General features: G+C 61.9%; 17 protein-coding genes and 1 pseudogene. 6 read left to right on the top strand and 12 right to left on the bottom strand.

The features are described from left to right. Positions 1 to 9: 9 nt before the first annotated feature. The 7 genes from B5X73_RS00095 to B5X73_RS00065 are packed head-to-tail and all read right to left on the bottom strand — an operon-like array spanning position 10 to position 7,562. A complete protein-coding gene (locus B5X73_RS00095) occupies positions 10 to 915 on the bottom strand; it encodes a hydroxypyruvate isomerase family protein (protein ID WP_079519772.1) in 906 nt (301 codons plus the stop codon). Between the two features lie 2 nt (positions 916 to 917). After that, entirely contained in the window at positions 918 to 1,973 is a 1,056-nt protein-coding gene (locus B5X73_RS00090) for a sugar phosphate isomerase/epimerase family protein (protein WP_079519770.1), read from the bottom strand. A gap of 1 nt (position 1,974) precedes the next feature. Further along, positions 1,975 to 2,565 (bottom strand): gluconate 2-dehydrogenase subunit 3 family protein, encoded by a 591-nt coding sequence (locus B5X73_RS00085; protein ID WP_079519768.1) that lies wholly within the window; start codon positions 2,563 to 2,565, stop codon positions 1,975 to 1,977. 9 nt (positions 2,566 to 2,574) lie between these two features. Then, positions 2,575 to 4,266 (bottom strand): GMC oxidoreductase, encoded by a 1,692-nt coding sequence (locus B5X73_RS00080; protein ID WP_036113240.1) that lies wholly within the window; start codon positions 4,264 to 4,266, stop codon positions 2,575 to 2,577. Positions 4,267 to 4,276: 10 nt separating this feature from the next. Continuing rightward, on the bottom strand, positions 4,277 to 5,152 hold the full coding sequence (locus B5X73_RS00075) for a sugar phosphate isomerase/epimerase family protein (protein WP_043693997.1): 876 nt from the start codon (positions 5,150 to 5,152) through the stop codon (positions 4,277 to 4,279). After that, positions 5,149 to 6,375, bottom strand: a complete 1,227-nt coding sequence (locus B5X73_RS00070; RefSeq protein ID WP_043693994.1) for a nucleoside permease — start codon at positions 6,373 to 6,375, stop codon at positions 5,149 to 5,151. Before B5X73_RS00070 ends, B5X73_RS00075 begins: the two co-directional genes overlap by 4 nt. Beyond that, positions 6,372 to 7,562, bottom strand: a complete 1,191-nt coding sequence (locus tag B5X73_RS00065; RefSeq protein WP_254857181.1) for a Gfo/Idh/MocA family protein — start codon at positions 7,560 to 7,562, stop codon at positions 6,372 to 6,374. The genes B5X73_RS00070 and B5X73_RS00065 overlap by 4 nt, the downstream gene beginning before the upstream one ends. Positions 7,563 to 7,875: 313 nt before the next feature. Here B5X73_RS00065 and B5X73_RS00060 point away from each other — a divergent pair, with 313 nt between their 5' ends. After that, positions 7,876 to 8,958, top strand: a complete 1,083-nt coding sequence (locus B5X73_RS00060) for a LacI family DNA-binding transcriptional regulator (protein WP_254857180.1) — start codon at positions 7,876 to 7,878, stop codon at positions 8,956 to 8,958. A 30-nt stretch (positions 8,959 to 8,988) separates the two neighbouring features. Next, positions 8,989 to 10,566: a Gfo/Idh/MocA family protein gene (locus B5X73_RS00055; RefSeq protein WP_079519766.1), complete on the top strand. Its 1,578-nt coding sequence runs from the start codon at positions 8,989 to 8,991 to the stop codon at positions 10,564 to 10,566. Between the two features lie 55 nt (positions 10,567 to 10,621). Here B5X73_RS00055 and B5X73_RS00050 read toward each other — a convergent pair whose 3' ends face one another. Next, entirely contained in the window at positions 10,622 to 11,554 is a 933-nt protein-coding gene (locus tag B5X73_RS00050; protein ID WP_079519764.1) for an alpha/beta fold hydrolase, read from the bottom strand. Positions 11,555 to 11,662: 108 nt separating this feature from the next. Between B5X73_RS00050 and B5X73_RS00045 the strand changes: the two genes are divergently transcribed. Beyond that, positions 11,663 to 12,007, top strand: coding sequence for a MerR family transcriptional regulator (locus tag B5X73_RS00045; protein WP_217699706.1), 345 nt, complete (start codon positions 11,663 to 11,665; stop codon positions 12,005 to 12,007). A gap of 22 nt (positions 12,008 to 12,029) precedes the next feature. Here the strand turns inward: B5X73_RS00045 and B5X73_RS00040 are convergent, their stop codons facing one another. From B5X73_RS00040 to B5X73_RS00025, 3 genes and pseudogenes are all read right to left on the bottom strand, one after another. Beyond that, the gene (locus B5X73_RS00040; protein ID WP_176167663.1) at positions 12,030 to 13,145 is read right to left on the bottom strand and encodes a nuclear transport factor 2 family protein; all 1,116 of its coding nucleotides are present in this window, start codon (positions 13,143 to 13,145) and stop codon (positions 12,030 to 12,032) included. A gap of 86 nt (positions 13,146 to 13,231) precedes the next feature. Continuing rightward, positions 13,232 to 13,515: pseudogene (locus B5X73_RS00030) on the bottom strand (transposase); the annotation flags it as partial. Between the two features lie 296 nt (positions 13,516 to 13,811). Continuing rightward, on the bottom strand, positions 13,812 to 14,918 hold the full coding sequence (locus tag B5X73_RS00025; protein ID WP_079519756.1) for a DUF3800 domain-containing protein: 1,107 nt from the start codon (positions 14,916 to 14,918) through the stop codon (positions 13,812 to 13,814). Positions 14,919 to 15,587: 669 nt separating this feature from the next. On the opposite strand from B5X73_RS00025, the gene B5X73_RS00020 reads away from it, so the two are divergent. The 3 genes from B5X73_RS00020 to B5X73_RS00010 all read left to right on the top strand — a co-directional run bounded on the left by B5X73_RS00020 (position 15,588) and on the right by B5X73_RS00010 (position 19,649). Continuing rightward, positions 15,588 to 16,931 carry a hypothetical protein gene (locus B5X73_RS00020; RefSeq protein ID WP_079519754.1) on the top strand — a complete coding sequence of 448 codons (1,344 nt, stop codon included), beginning with the start codon at positions 15,588 to 15,590 and terminating at the stop codon, positions 16,929 to 16,931. A 649-nt stretch (positions 16,932 to 17,580) separates the two neighbouring features. Continuing rightward, positions 17,581 to 18,066, top strand: coding sequence for a toll/interleukin-1 receptor domain-containing protein (locus B5X73_RS00015; protein WP_254857179.1), 486 nt, complete (start codon positions 17,581 to 17,583; stop codon positions 18,064 to 18,066). Positions 18,067 to 18,359: 293 nt separating this feature from the next. After that, positions 18,360 to 19,649, top strand: a complete 1,290-nt coding sequence (locus tag B5X73_RS00010) for a hypothetical protein (protein ID WP_139382597.1) — start codon at positions 18,360 to 18,362, stop codon at positions 19,647 to 19,649. Between the two features lie 414 nt (positions 19,650 to 20,063). On the opposite strand, the gene B5X73_RS00005 is transcribed toward B5X73_RS00010, so the two are convergent. Next, positions 20,064 to 20,793, bottom strand: a 730-nt coding sequence (locus B5X73_RS00005; protein ID WP_079519748.1) for an IS3 family transposase, incomplete at its 5' end; no start/stop codon positions are given.

The raw sequence follows: 20,793 nt of genomic DNA, 5'->3' as shown, positions 1-20,793 counted from the left end.
GGGAAGATGTCATACGGTGCAGATCCTGTAAGCCTCGGCGAACGAATCGAAGGGATTCGGGCGCGATGGCGAAAATTCGTGAGCGATGAATCCCTGGTAGTTCAGATCGGCGATGGCCCGGGCGACGGCGTGGTAGTTGAGCTCCTGCGTGCCGTCGATATCGTGGCGACCAGGTACGCCGCCCGTATGGAAGTGACCGATCCACTGGATGTTGTCGCGGATGGTGCGAATCACGTCACCCTCCATGATCTGCATGTGGTAGATGTCGTAAAGCAGCTTCACGCTGGGCGAACCGAGGCCCTTGGTCACGGCTACGCCGAACGCGGTGCGGTCGCCCTGATAGCCATGATGGTCCACCTTGCTGTTCAGCAGCTCGAGGCACAGCGTGATGCCGTTTTCCGCGGCGTACGGCGCGATCTTTCCCAGTCCGGCGATGCAGTTGTCGATGGCCCGCTGGTCGTCGATGCCGTCCTTGCGGTTGCCGAACATGGTGATGATGTTGGTGACGCCCGCGCGTTTGGCAAGCGGGATCGTGGTCTCGATCTCCCGGATCAGAACGGCATGGTTCGCCGGATCGTTGAAGCCCATCTCGATGAAGTTATCCCGCCTGGCGGGATAACCCATCGATACGGCCAGGCCGTGATCCGTCACCACCGACCACTCATCCGCGTAGAGCAGATCGACGCCTGCGAAGCCGAGGGCCTTCAGCCGCGTGCACAGCTCGGGAAGCGGAGCCCTGGAGGTCCAGCGGCTCAGCGATTGCCTGAGCCGGCCACGGCCGATAGCCGGGGCTCCCACCCTGGGGCCGGTTGTCGCGGCGGAGGCGAGCAGGGGCGCTGCGCCCGCCATCGCCGCGGCCGTGGCGATACGGCCCAGCGCGTTACGGCGCCCGATATCGGTGGTGTCGCCACGCATGCTCATTCGAGCCCCAGTATCTGGCGATTGAACGTACGCTCGCTACCCGACGAAGCGAAATCGTCGAAGGCGCGTTCGGTGACCTTGATGATGTGGTCGCGAATGAAGGGAGCACCTTCCTGCGCGCCCTGCTGCGCGTCCTTGATGCAGCATTCCCATTCGAGCACCGCCCAGCCAGGGTAGTCGTATTGCGCGAGCTTGCTGAAGATCGCACCGAAATCGATCTGGCCATCGCCCAGGGAACGGAAACGTCCCGGCCGGTCGATCCAGTTCTGGTAGCCACCGTAGACGCCTGAGCGTCCGTCGGGCCGGAACTCGGCGTCCTTCACGTGAAACGCGCGGATACGCTCGTGGTAGTGGTCGATGAACCGCAGGTAGTCCATCTGCTGCAACACCATGTGGCTCGGGTCGAACAGGATGTTCGCCCGCGGATGGTGGTCCACGGCGTGGAGGAAGCGCTCGAAGGTGGCGCCGTCGTGCAGGTCTTCACCCGGGTGCAGTTCGTAACAGACATCGACGCCCGCCTCGTCGAAGGCATCCAGGATCGGCTTCCAGCGCCGGGCCAGCTCCGCAAAGGCTTCGTCGACAAGCCCGGCAGGGCGCTGGGGCCACGGATAGAACAGCTGCCAGGCAAGGGCACCGGAGAACGTGGCGTGCGCCGTGAGGCCGAGGTTCCTGCTTGCGGTTGCCGCGAGCTTGAGTTGCTGCACGGCCCATGCCTGACGTTCCTGCGGCTTGCCACGCAGCTCCGCGGGAGCGAAGCCGTCGAACAGGCGATCGTAGGCAGGGTGCGACGCCACCAGCTGCCCTTGCAGGTGAGTGGAAAGTTCCGTGACCTGAAGGCCGTGCCCGGCCAGCATACCGATGATGTCGTCGCAGTACGCCGTGCTAGCGGCGGCCTGCTCGAGATCGAACAGGCGTCGGTCGTTGGAAGGGATCTGCACGCCGACAAAACCAAGCGACGAGGCCCAGCGCGCGATCTCGGGCAGCGAGTTGAAGGGCGCCTCGTCCGATGCGAACTGGGCGAGGAAGATGCCGGGACCCTTGAGTGTCTTCATATCAGATCTTCAGTGAGGCTTCGACCGCCCAGGCATGTCCGTTGCCGGCCTGCGATAGCGGGATATCGGGCTGCCAGCGGGCGGGTACCGGGTCGTACTGAAGCACTTGCGTGCAACCGGGCTGGGAGAGAAAGAAGCCCAGCATGGTGAGCTTCTTGGTCATGAGCACGAAGTCGCTGGCAGGGGGCAGCTTGCCCCCCTTCGGTGCGGCGAGCGCCTCGGCGTGAAGCTTGTTTACCAGCGCTTTGCGCTGCGCGTCGCTCAGCTGGAGAAAGGGCTTGCCACCGGCCTTGTCGAAGGCGGCCGCGGCGTCGAGGTAGCGCGCCTGGTCATCTTTTGCATAGACCGCCTTGAACAGCTGGTCCATGAATAAAGGGACGCCGGCGTCGACCGCGCCCGGCGTATCGGTGCGCGGGATGATGATGTCCGACACCGCGCCAACGAGGCTGTACTGCGCCGGGTCGAAGAATTCGGGCCTGGCGGCCGGTGCTTGCGACGCGGCGTGCGCGTCGAACACCGCCAGGAGGGACGGTCCTGCGATGGCGCCGATGGCCAGCGCGGACATGCTTTTCAACCATTCGCGACGATTCATGGGCGGTCCTCAGAGATTGCCGCGCTTGAGTTCTTCCACGGCGTGGTTGGCCGCGCGTGCGGTCAGCGCCATGTAAGTGAGGGACGGGTTCTGGCAGCCGGATGAGGTCATGGCCGAGCCATCGGTCACGTAGACGTTCTTGCAGGCGTGCATCTGGTTCCATCCGTTGAGCACCGAGGTCTTCGGATCGCGGCCCATGCGTGCGGTACCCATTTCATGGATGCCGGCGCCGACGTTCGCCTTCATCGTGAAGTGGCTCACGTCGCGGTAACCCGCACCGGTGAGCATCTCCACCGCGTCGTCGATGATCGCCTTGCCCATCGCGATCTCGTTTTCCTGGTGGGCCGCGTCGAAGTTGAGGACCGGCATGCCGTACTTGTCCTTGTGGCTGCGATCCAGCGTCACGAAGTTCTTGTGCGAGGGCAGCATCTCGCCGAAGCCCATCATCGAGACGTACCACGGGCCGGGCTCCTGGGCGGCGCGCTTCAGGTCTTCACCCAGCGCGGCCTGGTCGACGAGGCGGGTCCAGTCCTGGCGGCCCGCGCCTCCCTGGAAGCCGAACCCGCGCAGGTACTTCTGCCGGTCGCTGCCGATGTTGCGATAGCGCGGGATGTAGAAGCCCGTGGGCCGGCGGCCGGCGTAGTAGCGGTCTTCATGACCCTCCACCATGGCGCGCGCACCGGTCCCGAAGAGGTGATCCATGATGTTGTGGCCGAGCTCGCCGCTGTCGTTGCCGAAGCCGTTCGGGAAGCGGGTGGAGGTGGAGTTCATCAGGATGTGTGCGGTGCCGAACGTGGAGGCGCACATGAAGATCACTTTGGCGAAGTATTCGGTCTGGTGCCCGGTGTTGGCATCGAGCACGCGCACGCCGGTGGCCTTGCCCTTGTCGTTGTCGTAGATCAGCTCGTACACGATGGCGTCGGTCACCATCGTCATGTTGCCCGTGCGCTCGGCGGAGGGCAGGGTGGACGAGTTGCTGCTGAAGTAACCGCCGAAGGGACAACCGCGCATGCACATGTTGCGGTACTGGCAGGTGCCACGCTGCGGGCTCTGGTCATGCTTGAGCGGGGCGGAGAGGTTCGCCGTACGGCCGATGATCAGCTTGCGCCTGAACTTGCTGTCCAGCTTGGCCTGAAAATCCTTCTCGACGCAGTTGAGGTCCATGGGCGGCAGGTAATTGCCGTCCGGCAACTGCGCCAGATGATCGTTGTTGCCACTGACGCCGATGAAATGCTCGACGTGGTCGTACCACGGGGCGATATCGTCGTATCGGATGGGCCAGTCCACGCCCACGCCTTCCTTGCCGTTGGCCTCGAAGTCCATCGGGCTGAGGCGGTAGCTCTGCCGGCCCCACATCAGCGAGCGTCCGCCGACGTGGTAGCCGCGGAACCAGTCGAACGGCTTGGTTTCTTCGTACGGGTTGTCGATGTCGTCGGCAAACCAGTGCTTGGTCGATTGGGTGATGCCGTAAAACGACGGTCGCGTGTGCTTGGGCCAGCGGGCGAGGTCCTCCTGCGTCGGCTCGTCACCATATGGCAATTCCCACGGCGCCTTCATGGCGGTGGGGTAATCCAGGTGTTTCACCATCGGGCCGCGGTCGAGCACGAGCGTCTTCAGCCCTTTCTCGGTGAGTTCCTTCGCCGCCCAGCCCCCGCTGACGCCGGTTCCGACAACGATCGCGTCATATGTGTTCTTTTCCATGCTCAAGCCTTCAGCGCAGCGGATGCAGGTAGTTGAAATCGACGCGTGCGGCGTCAAGCGAGTTCATGCGGGTGTATGGGCCTTCCTGCTCGACGAAGCAGTGCTTCAGTCCGTTGGCATCGGCCGCCGCCATGATGGGTTTGTAATCCAGCGTGCCGCGTCCAAGCTCGGCGCCCGGATAATCACCCGCATGGCCGGGAAGGAAATCCTTGGCGTGCATCAGCGCGATGCGGCCCGGGTTGGCCTTGAAATACGCGGCCGGATCCTTGCCACCCGCATGCGCCCAGCCGCAGTCCAGCTCGAAGTGCACGAACGTGGGGTCGGTCTCCGCGAGCAGGATGTCGTAAAACGTCTTCCCGTCGCCCACGTCGGTGAACTCCGCGTGGTGGTTGTGGTACGCGTAGCGCAGGCCGGCTTCGTGGGCTCTCTTGCCCAGCGTATTCGCACGTGCGGCGATGCGCCTTGCGTCATCCAGGGTGTAGGCCGGCTCGCCCGGCTTCCCGCTTTCTTTTTGCAGGATCGATGGCAGCGAGCTGCTGACGATGTACTGCGCGCCGAGCGTATGCGCGGCCTTTATGCCCGGCTCGAAGCCGAGGCTGTCGAAGTGCAGGCTCGGGCAGCCCAGACCGGCGAGCTTCAACTGGTCGCGAAGCGTCTCGGCCGTGCTGGTCACGATGGCTTCGATCTCCGTATACCCGATCGCCTTGAGCGTCCTCAGCGTGCCGGCGGGATCGGCCTGATAGGCGTCGAGCACCATGTACAGCTGGATGCCGAGGCCCTTGCCCGTCGATGCGGCGGCGAGGAGTTTGCCTGGCGCAGCGAGGCCGAGGCCCAGCGCGGTGCCGAACACCGCGGAGCGCGCGAGGAATTGCCTGCGATTCATCATGTCGTACGAGTTCCGGGTGAGTGGGCGCCGACGACGCCACTGGCGGCGACCGCCTTGCGATCCTTGAACAGCAGGACGAACAGGGCGAAGACGGCGGCGGCGAAGGCGCCGGCGATGATCCAGATGCCATGCCAGTCATGGCTGCCATCGGCGCGGGTATAGGTCTGGACCACGATGCCCGACAGCCACGAGCCCACGAACATGCCCAGGCCGTACGTGAGGAAGGTAATCAGGCCCTGCGTGGCCGCGCGCAGCGCTGGCGGTGCCTCGCGGTCGATGTAGATCTGGCCGACGACGAAGAAGAAATCGAAGCAGACGCCGTGCAGGACGATGCCCAGCCAGAGCATCCACATCAGCTCGCCGCTGCCGCCGAAGGCGAACATGCCGTAGCGCACCACCCAGGCGAGCATGCCGACGGCGAGCATCCACTTCACCCCGAGGCGGCGGAAGAACCAGGGAATGAGCAACATGAAGAACAGCTCGGACATCTGCCCGCCGGTCATCTTGCCGGCGGCATTCACCACACCGACCTCGTTGAGGAACAGGTTGGTGAAGGCGTAATAGAACTGCAGGGGGATACAGATCAGGAACGAGGCGAGGGCGAACACGAACATGGAACGCTCGCGCAGCAGGTGCAGCGATTCCAGCGGCAGGGCATGGCGCAGTTCGAAACGGGTATGGCGAGCCAGCGGCGGTGTCGGCGGGAGGGTGAAGCAGTAACCGGCCATCACCACCGAGAGGCCGGCAGCCAGGAGCAGGGGAGATGCCGTGGCTTCCACACCCCATGCGCCGACCACCAGGCCGACCACGATCCAGCCGATACTGCCGAACACGCGAATGGCGCCGAATTCTTCCTGCGGACTCGCGATGTGGCGCATGGCCAGCGACGCCGTGAGGGCCAGCGTCGGCATGTAGCACAGGCTGTAGGCAAGCAGCGGCGCGTAGACCATCGCGAACGTCGTCTGCTGCGCGGCAACCACCAACAGGACGGCACCGAGCAGATGCAGCAGTGTCAGAACCCGCCGCGTATCGAACAGGCGATCGGCGAGCAGACCGACGAACAGCGGTGAAATGATCGCGCCGACGGCGGTGGTCCCGGCGACAGCACCGATTTCCGTGCCGGTGAAATGCAACGTCTTACCGAGCCAGGTGCCGACGGTGACGTACCACGCACCCCAGATTCCGAACTCGAAAAGCATCATCACTCTAAGGCGCCATTTCATCCGCGTTTCCTCGTGGGTCGTGTGGGGGCGAGTGGATCTTCAACGGGCTGCCACGCGCCGCCGGCGGCATGGCTTCTGAGCATGGCGTCCACGACGAGGCTGTTGCGGTAGCCGTCGGCGAACGTCGGCAGCGCAAGGGGTTTCCCCTTGGCCGTGGCGCCGGCGCGGATCCATGCGTAGGCATCCGCGATCACATTGCGGAACGCATCCGCCCAGGCTTCCGGATGGCCCGCCGGCAAGTGGGCGTACGCACGGGCGCCGGGCTCCATCAAGGCAGGATCGCGCGTGAGCACCTGGTTGGCCTTGTCGTGATGACCCAGCCAGAGTTCGTTGGGCTGTTCCTGCCGCCACGCCAGCGAGCCTTCGCGCCCGTTCACCTCGAGGCGCAGATCGTTCTTATGACCGGGCAGCACCTGGCCCACGGTGACGCAGCCGCGTGCGCCGTTATCGAAGCGCAGCAGCACGGTGGCGAGGTCTTCGCTGGTGATCTTGCGTCGCTTGCCGGATCGCGTCGCCGAGCCGGAGAAGGCTTTCGCCGAAGCATCCGGCGCCTCGCGTACCGGCACGACCGTGTGCAGGTCGGCCAGCACGGCGATGATCCGCGCGCCGGTCACGTGTTCGGCCAGGTCGCACCAGTGCGAGCCGATATCGCCGAGCGCGGAACTGGCCCCGCCGAGCCTTGGGTCCAGCCGCCAGCTATATGCGCGCTCGTCGGTGAGCCAGTCCTGCAGGTAGCACCCATGCACGAAGACTGGCTTGCCGATCTTCTTATCGGAGACCATGGCGCGCGCCTGCTGCACGAGGGGATAGCCGCGATAGTTGAAGGTGACGACGTGGGCGAGGTTCGCCTCGCGCGCGGCTTCGTAAAGCTCCCGTGCCTCCTGCATGGTCGCGGCGAGTGGCTTGTCGGAAATGACGTGCTTGCCGGCGCGCAACGCCGCCAGAGAAACCTCGCGGTGCAGATGGTTCGGCGTGGTGTTGTGCACGACCTGAACGGCAGGGTCGGCAAGCAGTTCGCGGTAATCCGCATACGCCTTGCCGGCATTCAACTCACGCGCCCGTTTCGTCGTGGATTCGAGACGGGAGCCGGCAATGCCGACGATGTCGACATCTCCCAGCCGACGCACGGCGTCCAGGTGATGGGCTGCGATGAAGCCTGGGCCGACGAGCCCCATGCCGAGACTCATCGATCGGTCGTCCTGGCGCTTGTCGATAGCGACTGGCTTGCCATGTTTCCCCCCGACGGACTTATGCCGCCGAAATGTATTCGATTACATTCGATGCCATGCGGTGCGAAATAAGTGCGACCTGCATGGATTTCCCATATTCACCGCGTCGGGTGATGGCACCGCGCCCTGAACATGCCAAGATATGTATCAGACGTACGAAGCGACCTGCAACGATTTTATGTAATCCATTACATTGCGGCGCAGCATATTTTCATTGCGGCCAGCGCTTGCTGGCCAGTTCGAAAAGGCTGTGCAAAAGGATGATCAGCGCGTGAGTGCCGACGAAACAAAGCGGAAAGGGAAACGGGCCGCTCCGGACAAGGAGGCGCTCGCCGATGTTGCGCCGCGTCCTGCACGCGTGCGTACGGTGAAGGAGATCGCGGCCATCGCGGAGGTTTCCGTTGCAACTGTCTCTCGAGCGCTGCAGCGTCCCGAGTTGGTCAGCGAAGAGACGAGGCTGCGCATCCACGAGGTGGTCAGGCGGCTCGGCTATACACCGAACGCTCTTGCGCGCAATCTGCGCACGGCCCGGACACGCCTGATCATCGCGTTGCTCCCGGACATCGCCAACCCGTTCTTCTCGGAAGTGATCCGAGGTATCGAGCAGGTGGCGTACGAGAAGGGCTATTCCGTCCTCCTCGGTGAGACGCAGAGCAGCCTGGTGCGGGAACAGACGTATGCCGACATGGTCGCGGCGCGCCAGGCGGACGGCATCATCACCATGTTCCATCGCGTTCCGGCCATTCCGATGGACGGCCGTCTGCCGCTCGTCAACGCGTGCGAGTACGTCAAGGACAGCGCTATTTCCAGCGTCTATGTCGACAACGTCGGCGCGGCCGCCGCGGCCGTCGAGTACCTCGTGACACTGGGCCATCGCGATATCGCGTTCATCGCCGGCCCCGGCTCCAGCCCCATCTGCGTCGACCGCGAAGAGGGCTACCACCTCGCTCTTAAGCGGGCGAAGATCGTTGCGGATCCGGCGCTGACCGCCATCGGTGATTTCTCCATCGAAGCGGGGGAGCGCGCCGTCGAGATGTTCCTGTCGCAGGGTCGGTCCTTCAGCGCCGTGTTCTGCTCGAATGACGAAATGGCCATCGGCGCGATGCGCGCGCTGACCGCCGCAGGCCTGCGCATTCCGGAGGACGTCTCGGTCGTCGGTTTCGACGACATACGTTTCTCCCGCTACACGTCACCCCCGCTGACCACCGTGTCCCAGCCGAAGAACGCGTTGGGCCGCGAAGCCATGACCATGCTTATCGAAATCCTCAACGATCCCCAGGTGCCTCCGCGCAAGCGCGTGCTGTCAGCCGATCTGGTTGTCCGTGGCTCCACGGGTCCTCGTCGGGACCGGTAATCGTTGCACTGCAAGAGGCGATCATTCTCCATGACTGACGAACCGAAGATCGAGAAAGCGCAGCCCACCCGCACCGCCGAGACTAGCGGGGGCCATCCGGGCAGCGTCAACAGTTCACGCCGCAGCTTCATCGCCGGCACCGCCATGGCGGCCACCGGGCTGCTGATCCTGCCCCGCCATGTCCTCGGCGGTCCTCGTCATACCGCACCCAGCGACCGGCTGAATATCGCAGGCATCGGCGTCGGTGGCATGGGCGCCGCCAACATGCGCGCCCTGGCCGGCGAAAACATCGTCGCCCTGTGCGACGTCGACTGGGGCTATACGGATGCATCCTTCCGCAAGATGTTCGCCGGGGTGGGCGAACTCCAGGCCCGGCTTGCCAGGGCGCCGACCGCTGCCAGGCGCAAGGAACTGGAGGACCGGATCGCGCAGACGAAGCTGCTGTCCGGCAAGTTCGATTCCATCAAGCGCTACACCGATTACCGCAAGATGCTCGAGCAGCAGAAGGATATCGACGCGGTGGTCATCGCCACACCCGATCACCTGCACGCGGTGATCGCCAGCGCGGCCATGAGCCTGGGCAAACACGTCTACGTACAGAAGCCGCTCACCTGGTCCATCTTCGAAGCCCGTGAAATGGCACGCAAAGCACGGGAAAACCCGAAGATCGTCACGCAGATGGGCAATCAGGGCCATTCCACCGACGACACCCGCCTGATCCACGAATACATCGACGCCGGCGCGATCGGCGAGGTGCGCGAGGTGCACGCATGGACGAACCGGCCGCTCGGCTACTGGCCTCAGGGCGTGCCACGTCCGCGCGCGGTACCGAAGCCCGACGACGCAAGCTGGGACATGGATGCGGTGAACAGCCGCCTCGCCAATGCCATGGCCGGCAACTATCCCATGCCGAAGGGTCTGGAGTGGGACCTGTTCCTCGGCCCGGGCCCCGTCATCGAGTACCACCCGCTCTATCACCCGTTCAACTGGCGCGGCTGGACGGACTGGGGCGTGGGTGCGATCGGCGACATGGGCGCGCACCTGATCGATTCGCCGTTCTGGTCGCTCGACCTCGGCTTCCCGACCTCGGTGGAAACGGTCTCGACTCCTTTCAACCACGAGTCGTACCCCACCGCGACGATGACGTACTACGACTTCCCGGCTCGCGGCGACAAGCCGCCCGTCCGGCTCACGTGGTACGACGGCGCGCTGCTGCCGCCTGGGCTCGAGGCGCTGGGGGCAGGGCAGATGCACGATGGTGGCGTGCTGTACGTGGGTGACAAGGGCAAGCTGGTGCACGAAACCTATGGCGACAACCCGCGCCTGCTACCGCACTCGCTGCAGGAGTCGGTGGGTACGCCGCCGCGGAAGTTCGCTCGCATCGAAACCTCGCATGAAATGAACTGGGTGGACGCCTGCAAGGGCAAGGGGCAGACGACGTCGCCCTTTGAATACGCCGCGCGGCTGACGGAGGTGATGTTGCTGGGCGTCGTGTCGCTGCGAGCGGGTGGGCGCATCGAATACGATGCGCAGAATATGCGCGTCACTAACATGGCGGAGGCGAATCAGTTCCTGCGGCGGGACTACCGGGCAGGGTGGTCGTTGTAAAGGGGTTCGTTTTTCTGATCTGCCGGGCTGGTGATGCAAGAGCCGCGGCCCGGCATCAGTTGTCCCCCTGGGTCTGTGCGCGAGGCAATGTGACCGCACGAACAAAGGCTGACAGGTCGCGATTGAAGCGCTCAGGTTCCTCCAGGAACGGGGCGTGGCCGGATGCGGCGTAGAGCTTGCTCTGGATCCGCGGGTTGATGGCTTTCGCCCTCGCGATGCTCGGCCCCGGCATGACCAGGGCATCGTGTTCGCCGTAAATCAGCAGCAGCGGGATCCTTGCCTTGCTCAGTCCTTCGGCCGCATCGACCGTCATCGATGGCACGGCGCGCTGCATCTCCCAGGAAGCGAGCGCCGCATTCGCCAACAGGCGCGAGAACGTGGTCGCGTCCGGTTCGTCATGGAAGCACAACCTGAGGAATGCGCGTTCCCCGTCCAGGTGGGTCTTCAGGTCGGTGGAGGTCATGTCGCGATAAACCTCCGGGTGGGCCGTGATCTGGTCGGGCTTCAACTCGATCACGCCGTCGACATAGACCGCGCCGGCGACGTCGCCGTCGCCATGGGTCGCCAGATAATTCGAGATGACCGCACCGCCTAACGACCATCCTACGAGCACGGGCTTATGTGCTCCTGTCGTTTCGATGACCGCAGCCAAATCATCGGCCCAGCGCCGTCCATCGCGGTAGGCGTCGGGATCCGTGGGCTTGCCGGACAGGCCATGCCCACGCAGGTCATACGTGATCAGCCGGTAATGGCGCATGCGAGGATCCCGCAGCTGCTTTTCCCAGTTGAGCCGGCTTCCGAGGAGGCCATGGATCAGGATGACCGGAGGACCGGCGGGATCGCCGGTTTCCTGCACGGCGAGGACGACGCCATCGGAGGCGGTGACGGTGTACGCCTTGTTTTCCGCATGCGCCGCCGGCGATCCCGCCAGCATCGCAAAGACGATCAGCAGCGCACCGAACGCGCGATAGAACCTCGACAGACACATAAATGATGACTCCTGGGTCGGTTGGACAAGCCCAGTCTGAACCCTCACACTGATGTGACTGTCAAGCGAAAAACGGTGTCGCCTTCCATGTCTAAGTCACAGGCAGAAATGACCATCGGCGCGCTCGCGAAGGAAAGCGGCGCAAGCTTGCGTTCGATCCGACATTACGATGACAACGGGCTCCTGACCTCCGCTCGTGCGCTGAATGGCTACCGGCTGTTTTCCCGGGCTGCCGTGACCCAGGTCCGGCAGATCCAGCGCCTGATCGCTGCGGGATTCAGTCTGGCTGAGATTCGCGGATTTCCGGACTGCATGCGCATGATCGAAGGTGCCGCGGCCTGTCCGGAAACCAGTGACGTGCAACGCCGGCGGCTCGCTTCCGTCGAGCGCCAGATCGCGGAACTGGAGCGGCGACGGGCCGAACTGCGCGGGATGCTGTCCGAAGGTGTCTAGCGCGCCGGAGGCCTCACGAAGATTACCGGTCGACGCGCGTCCAGAGCCGATCGGAATTCTCGTCACGGTCCACGAAGCCGGTGACCTTACCTCCTGCATCACGTTGCAAGACCTTTCGGACGTAGAGGTTGTCCGGCTGGAACAGCACGTCGCGGGCTTCGGCCTCGAGGATCTCGGGTTGCTTGCCGGAGCGTTGCCCTGAGATTTTCAGGCCATGCCGTTTGATCCGGTATGTCGCGTCGCCGTTCCGATACGTCCCGACCCATGGATCGATGTCCTGCGGGTTAAGCGCGATTGCCGGAGGATTCCGGCGTATCCGATCGGTATGCACGAGGCGCAGACGCCATTCTCCGTCGACGCGTTGCCAGGTCTCGGTCATCAACAGATGCGAGTCCTTCGTCGACTGCTTGCCCGGCCTTTGTGGAACATCGTCGCGATGGAAGACCTGCACCGTATCGCCGATCTGCTGGGCTTCGTAATCCACGATGATCAGCGCCTCGTAGCCATCTTCGGCGAGCTCACTCAGGAACTCGGCGCGACGCAAGACGTGACCCTCTTCGACGTACATGAAGTCGGACGTCGTCAACCGGCGCCATGTCTCCCGATCGCCACGGTGGACGGCTTCGAGAAGCAGCTCGTCGTTGTGACGCAATGTCCTGACAATCTGGGGATCCGGCGGAAGCGACTGGGCGTGAGCGGCGCTGGTGAGCGCGATGCAGAGAGCAAGGGACTTCCTGGAGCCACGGTTCATCGCTTTCCGCACGTGATGTTGAGGTCGTGGCGGGAGATTAAGTGCGGCGTGTGCCGGTGACAACGTGGAGTAGGGTCGAGCCTTGCTGAAGATGAGCGACTTCGTTTTTGATCGCACTAATGGCAGACGCACTTCGTCGGTTTCGCCGCGTTCCCCCGCGGCATCGACGATACGCGACCAGCTGGCCGCTGATGGTTTCGATGCCGAAACCGAGATCTTCAACAATGATCGCGGATCGCGCTTCTTCCCGCGCGCGCCGAGCGGGATGATGGTCAAATTCAACACCCGCTCGGATGCCGCCGACGAGTTCCGGGGCACTTTTAACTGAGCAGGCCGGGGCGATCCGATCCCGTAGCGATGCGAGCATCGTCCTGACAGAGGCGGCATGAGCCCTCAGCAACCAGGGAATGGCATCTATTCGGACGCCTACCGTAGCCGTCCCAGTGACGGCGCGGTGACTACGAAGCGCACGGGCGCTTATGCGCCGGGTCTACAGCTTTTTCGCGATGAGATCCTTAAGCCCGTGGTTCTCCATCGCCAAATCCGCGTACATGCGTTTGAGCTCGTTGTGCTCTGCTTCCAAGTCGTGCAGGCGATGAACGTCCGACGCTTCCATGCCGCCGTACTTCGATTTCCAGGCGGAATAGGTCGCCTCGGAAATGCCCAGCTCCCGGCAGATGTCCTTGACCTGCCTGCCGCCTTCGACCTGCTTCAGCGTCGCAACGATCTGGCTCTCGACGAATTTGCTCTTGCGCATCGTAGGTCTCCTTGGGGATATTTTGCCCGGAGAGCTCAGTTTATGTCTGGCGTAAGTTTACGGGGGGTCGACATCCCACGGGGGGGCTCGATCCGAGCACCGCCTGATGCACGACGCAAAGCGTGGGCGACTGTTGTCAGCGCACGCCGGTGCCCATAAGTGATTAAGCCCATGTTGCCGAGGATACGGGGGCTGCCTTCTCCTGCGCAGGTTAATCGGGGTCCCTGACACAACCACCTGCCGGCCGAAAGGCATGCCGGGATGGCGTGGAATGGGCACGCCCCAGCGCCTGGCCCCTACAGGCGCTCGAAGGTCACCATGTCGTTTTCGATTCGGTGGATGCCGCCGTCACCACAGAACGCGGCGAGGAACGCCCGTGCGAGCTGGTCCTTGGCGTGATCTCCGGCGGCGCGGTTGTTGTGAAGGAAGCGGTTGACGCTTCCGAGGAAGAGGTCGGCTATCTGGATGAAGTCATTTTTTGAGGAATCGACGGCCGTCACCGACTGGACGTGGAGCTGACGGTCGAAGCCAGCGGCACTCGCAGCCTCGAGCCGTTCGCGGAGATTGGCCACGGACACCCGGTCGCGCGCTTCCTCTTCGGCGTCCTTCCAGACCTGGAGGGAGCGGGGCAGTGGGGCCCGCCCGCTCTGGTGCTCGTGCTGGATTCCCCGGTTGATAACATGAAAAAGAAGGTCGTCGAGCACTGCCGGGGCATTGGCGTTGCCTCGTCTCGGCACGGTGATTACCTTGAAGCTGATGCTGTTGCCCCTCGCGACGAGCAGGTCGAGGATTTCGAGGTAGCGATGAAGGTTGCCCTGGCTTGCGTTTGTAAAGTGGAGCTCGTGCTTGAAGCCCGTGGCCACCCGCCAAGCGTCAATGTCCTGTTTGAGCCGAAGGGTCTGGATGTCTTCGAGAATCCAGAACGTCCCCACGAGAAGGTTGTCTGCCGTTTTTCCGCTCTCGTCGGCGTAGACCACGATGGACGACATGTGGGGGTTCTCTGCCACACGCCTTTCGCGGTGCTCCCCGTCGAGTCTTCCACGCTTGGCCTGCACCTCCTCCGAGGCCAAGAACAACTTGTAATCGTTCTGGATGGTCGCCCGATGGCGGCTGATGACCGTTAGGCGGGTCAGCTGATACAGGCTGTCAGGCGTGATGTTTCCGCGCGCGTAGAGCTCAGGCTCGAAGAGCTCCCAGTACCGGAGCATGAGGGTGATATCGCTGTCCCTCGTCGTGATCTCCCTGTTCATGATCCAGACCACTCGGTCACGGACCGTATCGACCCGCGCCCCGGCCAGCCGGTTCAGAACAGTTTGCTTCATCCGTTTCCTTTTTTGCTCCTTGGTTTCGCCAGCGGGTGCCTCTTCCTCGATGCCTTCTTCCTGAACTGCTTCATCTGCCATTGGATTCTTCCATTTCCGACGATTAGGGGTGCTTCCTGACTACCTGTTGCGAGTGCGCGAGCGACGATGTTGCTGCGGCCTGCATTCTGCGCGACGCTATGGTGTGTTCTCAAGCAAGTGCTCGAAGAACGCACGCTGGATAGTCTGCCAGACCAAGCCGGGCAGGCAGGGGCACGGGCACTGACTGCTCGGAAGAAACGCGGGCGCACGACTTTAGTACCTCCACGACTCCGGGAGGCGAATAGGCGTCCCGTCCCGACGGGTTGCGCTGGACGCAAGGGCGAATGCGCGACGTTGTTGCCCACTGCCATCCGCTGCGCTCTCTACCACATGCCCCTCCCTGGAGATTGGATGACCATCGCGACCGCCTTTTCCACACCGCACGACTTCGAAGTGGAGGTCGTCGACGATGCTTTGGGCGGCATCGGCACAGCGAGTATTGAGGTCGGTGGCGGCAAGGGGCCTGGCTGACGTTTCCGCCCATGCACTTGTCCAAGCTCGCCGACGGTGTCTCCTACGAGCGGCTCGTTGCACGGACTAAAAACGGAAAGTCGTTCACGCTGCTTGGGTGCCAGCACCAGACCGGGCGCGCCTTCGTCGATTTTGTGGTGGAGGGGACGTCGAGGACCGGTTCGCCAGCGTCAGGGTCCGGTTCACCAGGCTCACAGAATGGTTCCTGGTCGGCCAACGGCTGCAGGGAATGCTGGGGAGAGACTGACCTGGCTTGGAAGGCCCCATGAATTCAATGTCGGGGTCGACACCAACAATGGGCTGCTGACCATCCAGTCGAGTATCGAGAGCTACCTCAACCAAGCCGGCGATGACACCATCATCAGTGATCAGGTGTGGGTATCGATGACAGGCCCTGCGCCAATGACGATGGTCGATGTCCGGGAGCGCTGCCGAGAGCTCTCCATCTTTCTCACCACCCTCCTCGTCTTGCCTGTCGACATCCTCACCGTTGTTGTAACCGGGCCGGATGGCAGGCCTAACTACGCCTGCTTTGGCTATTACGAACCCAAGGAAGACGACAGCCGGGAGTGGCACCGTTTCCTACTCAGCCAACACATGGCTGAAGACCGCTGGAAAAAACTCCTGGACCATTTCTGCCGCTCGGACTTGCGGAAGGTTGCATGGATAAGATTGTCCGGCATGCCGCGTCACGACGGCTTCTGGGAGTTCGCCCTCTTTGGATATGCCAGCATTCTGCAGGCTGTTGTCAAGGCCAAGGCCAAGGCCACGGGAAAGCGGGTCGACTCCGTCGCACCGAGCGCCAAGGTCATGGGCGCCGTTGAAAGGCAACTCAAGGCGATGGCCGAACCGCTTGGCTCAGCCGCGTACGCCCGCGTTGTAGGCGCAGTAGAGAAGGACCTCGCCCGGCGGGAGAAATCATTTGCGGGATGCTACGGGTATGCGGTGTCTGTCTCCGACCCGAGGATCGTCCGCACCATCAATCTAACTGCGGACGACTTCGAGCTCATCAAGGAGCTACGCAATGCGATTGCCCATGGGGACGCACTGGAGTTGACCGTCGAGGAGCAGGAACGCCTGCCGCGTGTCGTCAACAAGGTGGCGCTGCTGCTGATGTACTGGGCATGGCTTGATCTCGGGCTGAGTGATGCGGATTTTCTCGAAAGCCTTCACCAGACGAGCAATCGGCTTGTGGGTCAGGCGGACATCTGCCGTATTGCCCTCGATCGGGCGCTCGGCCGTGCGGAGTTCCATACCGTATCAACCGCAGCGTTCGCCGCCTTGCCGGCGAAAAAGGCCATGATCATCCATGGCTGCTTCCGGCGTCTGCCCTACGGTGGGTTGCAATTCGATGCAGGGCTCACGGCCGCCCTCGCAGAAGTGACGAGGGGCGAGACTCTCGGGATGGACGGCGTGGCCGACGCACTGGGAGTGGCCCCTGCCACGTTGACGGTCCTCGGTCAGGCATACATCGAGAGCGGGGAGCGCATCATCGAGTTCATCTCGCCCTACATCATTGATGTCGATCCAATCGTGCCCTGAGCAGACATCGCCACGGCCATGGCCGCCTATCGCTCCGGTCTTTCGTCGTGGTGCACTAGTGGTGGTACAGGTGTCGCGATCAACAGGAGGAGGGTGAGGGACAAAAAGCTGCTCATAAACGCGGCCTTGTCAACGCTGCATCGGTTTTCAGGGATGGAGCAGGGCGATTAGCTCACGTTGTCGGGGATTGGGTGCTTGTCCGTCCCTGACCCAAGGCTGATGTTCACGGACCCGGCTCTCTCTCTCCGGTTATACAGATGGTTGCCAGCCAGATATCACAAGGATAAGCTCCCGTCAGAACAAGGGGGTGCGTCAGAATGTCCCGGCGCGATCGTGTATATGTAGCAGGGCCAGCGGTTCCGTGTAATTCAATAGTTAGAGCGCATCAACCGCTAATTCCTGCACATAAACATTCAGGCTAACATCGAAGGATTGATATATGACGAGATGCACAGCACCAGTACGTGGACATAGTTCGGCGGCTGCCGCAGCCGCGTGTCCGGCTTGCCGTTATCGCAGCAGCTCACGTTACGGCGGTGGCTATAGCGACTCGTACTATCCGTCAGCGAGTAGCTCCAACCACAGTAGTTCACGCGGGGGCGGCGGCCGCAAGAGTTCAAAACCTCGCTGGTCCAGCCCAGGATCTACGGTGTTCTACACACCTCAAGAGGTGCAATCACTAACGCCAATCCGTGAATCAGTGGAGGCTCAGGCCATTCGATATCCGGACCTGCGCGATGTGTTTCTTTGTCACGCGTGGGATGACCGACAGGGAGCAGCAAAGGAACTGCACGACCTACTCGAAGGCGCTGGTGTCAAAGTCTGGTTCAGTGAAAAAGATCTTGGTCTCGGCGTTCCCATGATGCGCGCAATTGATAGGGGGCTAGCCAACTCTAAGGTCGGCCTAGTGCTTGTAACGCCAGCGCTTCTGGCACGCCTTCCGAAAGAGAGCGTCGCTGACAAGGAACTTTCAACATTACTTGCTGGGAATCGGCTTGTGCCTATTGTGCACAACACAACATATGAAGCGCTTCGCGAAGTAAGTCCAATGCTAGCCTCAAGAACGGGCCTAGATACCGCAGAGGACTCCATGTCGGAAGTGGCTGCAAAAATTGCCGAGCTCGTCGCAGCGTAAAGAGGGCGCGCTCTAACAACTGTTTAGGGGGCGGCTGCACCGCCGCTTAACTCAAACGTTAGGCCGCACAAAACATGCAGAAGACTTCGATTCACCCGCCGGCAAGGAGGCGATTCGCGCGCGGGTCTTATCACTAGTATTGAAAGCAAAGGGGGCAGCCTCGCGAGAAAAAATCATCTCAGCAATCGAAAGGCGCCGCTTAATTGCATTCACATACAATGGCATCGCACGTGAGGTGCAGCCGTGCGCCGTTGGCATATCACGAGCTGGTAACGGTGTCATGCGGGGATCATATGGAACAGAATGATGGAATTTTTCCTGTGAAGGTTCCGAAGGGCCACAACTCGACGTTCGGACCTGGAAAAGACTGGTTTATGAATGCCTGCGTTGGCACAAATACGGGGGCAAATCCGTGGGAGGGCTACCACGGGGGGTTCCAAGCAGGTGCAGAGGTGCTTCTCGCGGCGGCTGGAGTATCGCGGCCAAGAGGTGCGAGCGAAAGCTGGGGGATGCCCAATGTTGACTACCTCGTCTACCCTGTCTGCCTTTGCGCGAGACACCATGTCGAGCTATCCCTCAAATTGGCGATACCTCAAGCGTGGAACATCTTCAAGCGACGTAGCCCTAGTTCGAATAAGGGTCTACAAGAGCCTCCCAAGCAGGATGACCGACACGGGCTGCTCCCAATCTGGGAAACGCTCAACGAGGTTAGCGACAAGGCAGATCAGCGACTAGCTAAGGTGGTCAGCGGTCTCGAGAGATATATCGACGATTTCAACAAGGTTGATCCGACTGGCCAAGTCTTCCGCTACGCCACCGGTTTGGACAACTCGCTCCATCTGAACGACATCACGCACATCAACCTGCAGACCTTTGCGGAGCGCTACGCGAAGCTGTGCGGTGAACTCGAGTCGCTTCATATTCTTCTGTCCGTTCTCACGCAAGAGTACGCGACGGGTTCTTTTACGGCGGAACTCAATCGCGAACAACTGACTGAGATAGCGGAATCCCTCCCAGATCGGTCTCACTGGAATTCAGAGGATTTCGACAAGATAAAGAAGGATCTCATTGAAAGATATGGGTTGACATCCCGAGGTTTTCAACGCGCTGTAAGTAAGATTGAAGAGACGCGCGCACTAGCCGTGAAAATTGGTATTGTGGAGCCGCTGACCGAAATCACGCGCGAGACTTTCGAGAAAGTTATGTCGGCGTCCGAAGACGCGTTTCGGTCGAACCCTGGTTTTTCCCCAGAAGAATGCGCAGCGATTAGCGCGCTCCTACTGATTTCAGACTTTGAGTATCCCGAGCACTTTGCATGGCATGCGAGGCCTCTGTCAGCGGAAGCTGATGAGGACCGCGCCGCGGCGCTCGAAAACGAGCGCGAATGGTCGCACCTGTCTCGCAAAGTTTGCCAGCGGCCAGACAGGCTATTGCGTGGCCTATTACTGCTCGGGCAGACCGAACTTGGGGCGCAACTAAGGCTGATCCTTAATGTCAAATTCGAGAATCTCGAGCGCGTCCGAGTAAACGGAAAGAAATCGTCGAAATCGTTTCTTGCCAAAGGCAATCCGAGTCCTCGTTAAAAAATAGCTATGCGCAACAGCAGAGTGCCGGTGTGTACTGCTGGCAAGCACTACTGAATTGGTCTTGGCCCGCCGGCATCTTGAAAGAGCAACATTCGATCAATAGGACCTGTTCGCGGATCGTATCTCTCCGCCCGGCCACACCTTGAGCGTCTGGTTCTGACCAGTATTGAACCTCGGGGCCTCGCGATTAGGGAGTGTTATCGGGGGGTAGGGCAGCGATACATTCGTCTGGATTCGTGCCGACACCGCCGCGCATCTCCAAAGCATCAACTCGACTCAAGAAGTTTTCCTCGCACGCGTTCACGATTACCGGCGCGCAATGCTCGAAGCGCTTTAGCCTGGATGCTTTCCGGAGTCTGTCGCAGCTTCAAAAAATAGTCGGATGTAATGACCCACCACTTCCTGCACAGGTCACGCCGCTAACGCATATGCCTCAGCGGGTGTTTTCATCTTCAGCGCCTGATGGGGTCGCTGATGGTTGTAGAAGTGGATCCAGTCGCCAATCGTGCGCATCGCATGGGTCAGGCTTTCGAAGCGATGTCGGTGCACGCACTGCTCCTTCAAGGTGCGGATGACCCGCTCGACCATGCCGTTCTGCTGCGGGCAATGCGGCGTGATGAACTCTTGCTGCAAGCCATAGCTGCGGACCAGGTTGGTGTATTTTCGGCTGGTAAAAACCAAGCCGTTGTCCGACCGAAGAAGGAAGGGCGCGTTGACCTTGCCCAAGGTGCCGAAGCGGCTGATCAGGGCTTGCTCCAGCGCACCGGCGGCCGTGCTGGCCTTCCCACTGCGCGACAAATGCCAGCCAAGAAGTTCGCGGGTATGGCAATCGATGACCAACGCCAAGCTGAGCCAGCCGTCCTTGCCACCCCAGACCCGGCACAGATCCGTCGACCAGCGCTCGTCCGGCCGGGTGGCGACCGAGGGCAGTGCCTGGATACGTGGACGCTGGCCAATCGGCCGTTTGCGCACCTGCCAGCCCTTGAGCTGAAAGATGCGCTGGACCGTGTTCTTGTTCATGCCAAGCAGGCCTGCGACGGTCCGATAGCCGAACGACGGCTCCGCTTCGATAAGGGCTTTCACGGGTGCGGCGATCGCCTCCTGGATCTTCGGAGGCGCCTTGACCGAACGGTAATAGACC

Source organism: Luteibacter sp. 22Crub2.1 (genome assembly GCF_900167995.1).
Classification (GTDB): Bacteria; Pseudomonadota; Gammaproteobacteria; order Xanthomonadales; family Rhodanobacteraceae; genus Luteibacter; species Luteibacter mycovicinus.
Note: the sequence above shows the minus strand (reverse complement) of the source record. Positions and strands in the feature narration are given on the sequence as shown.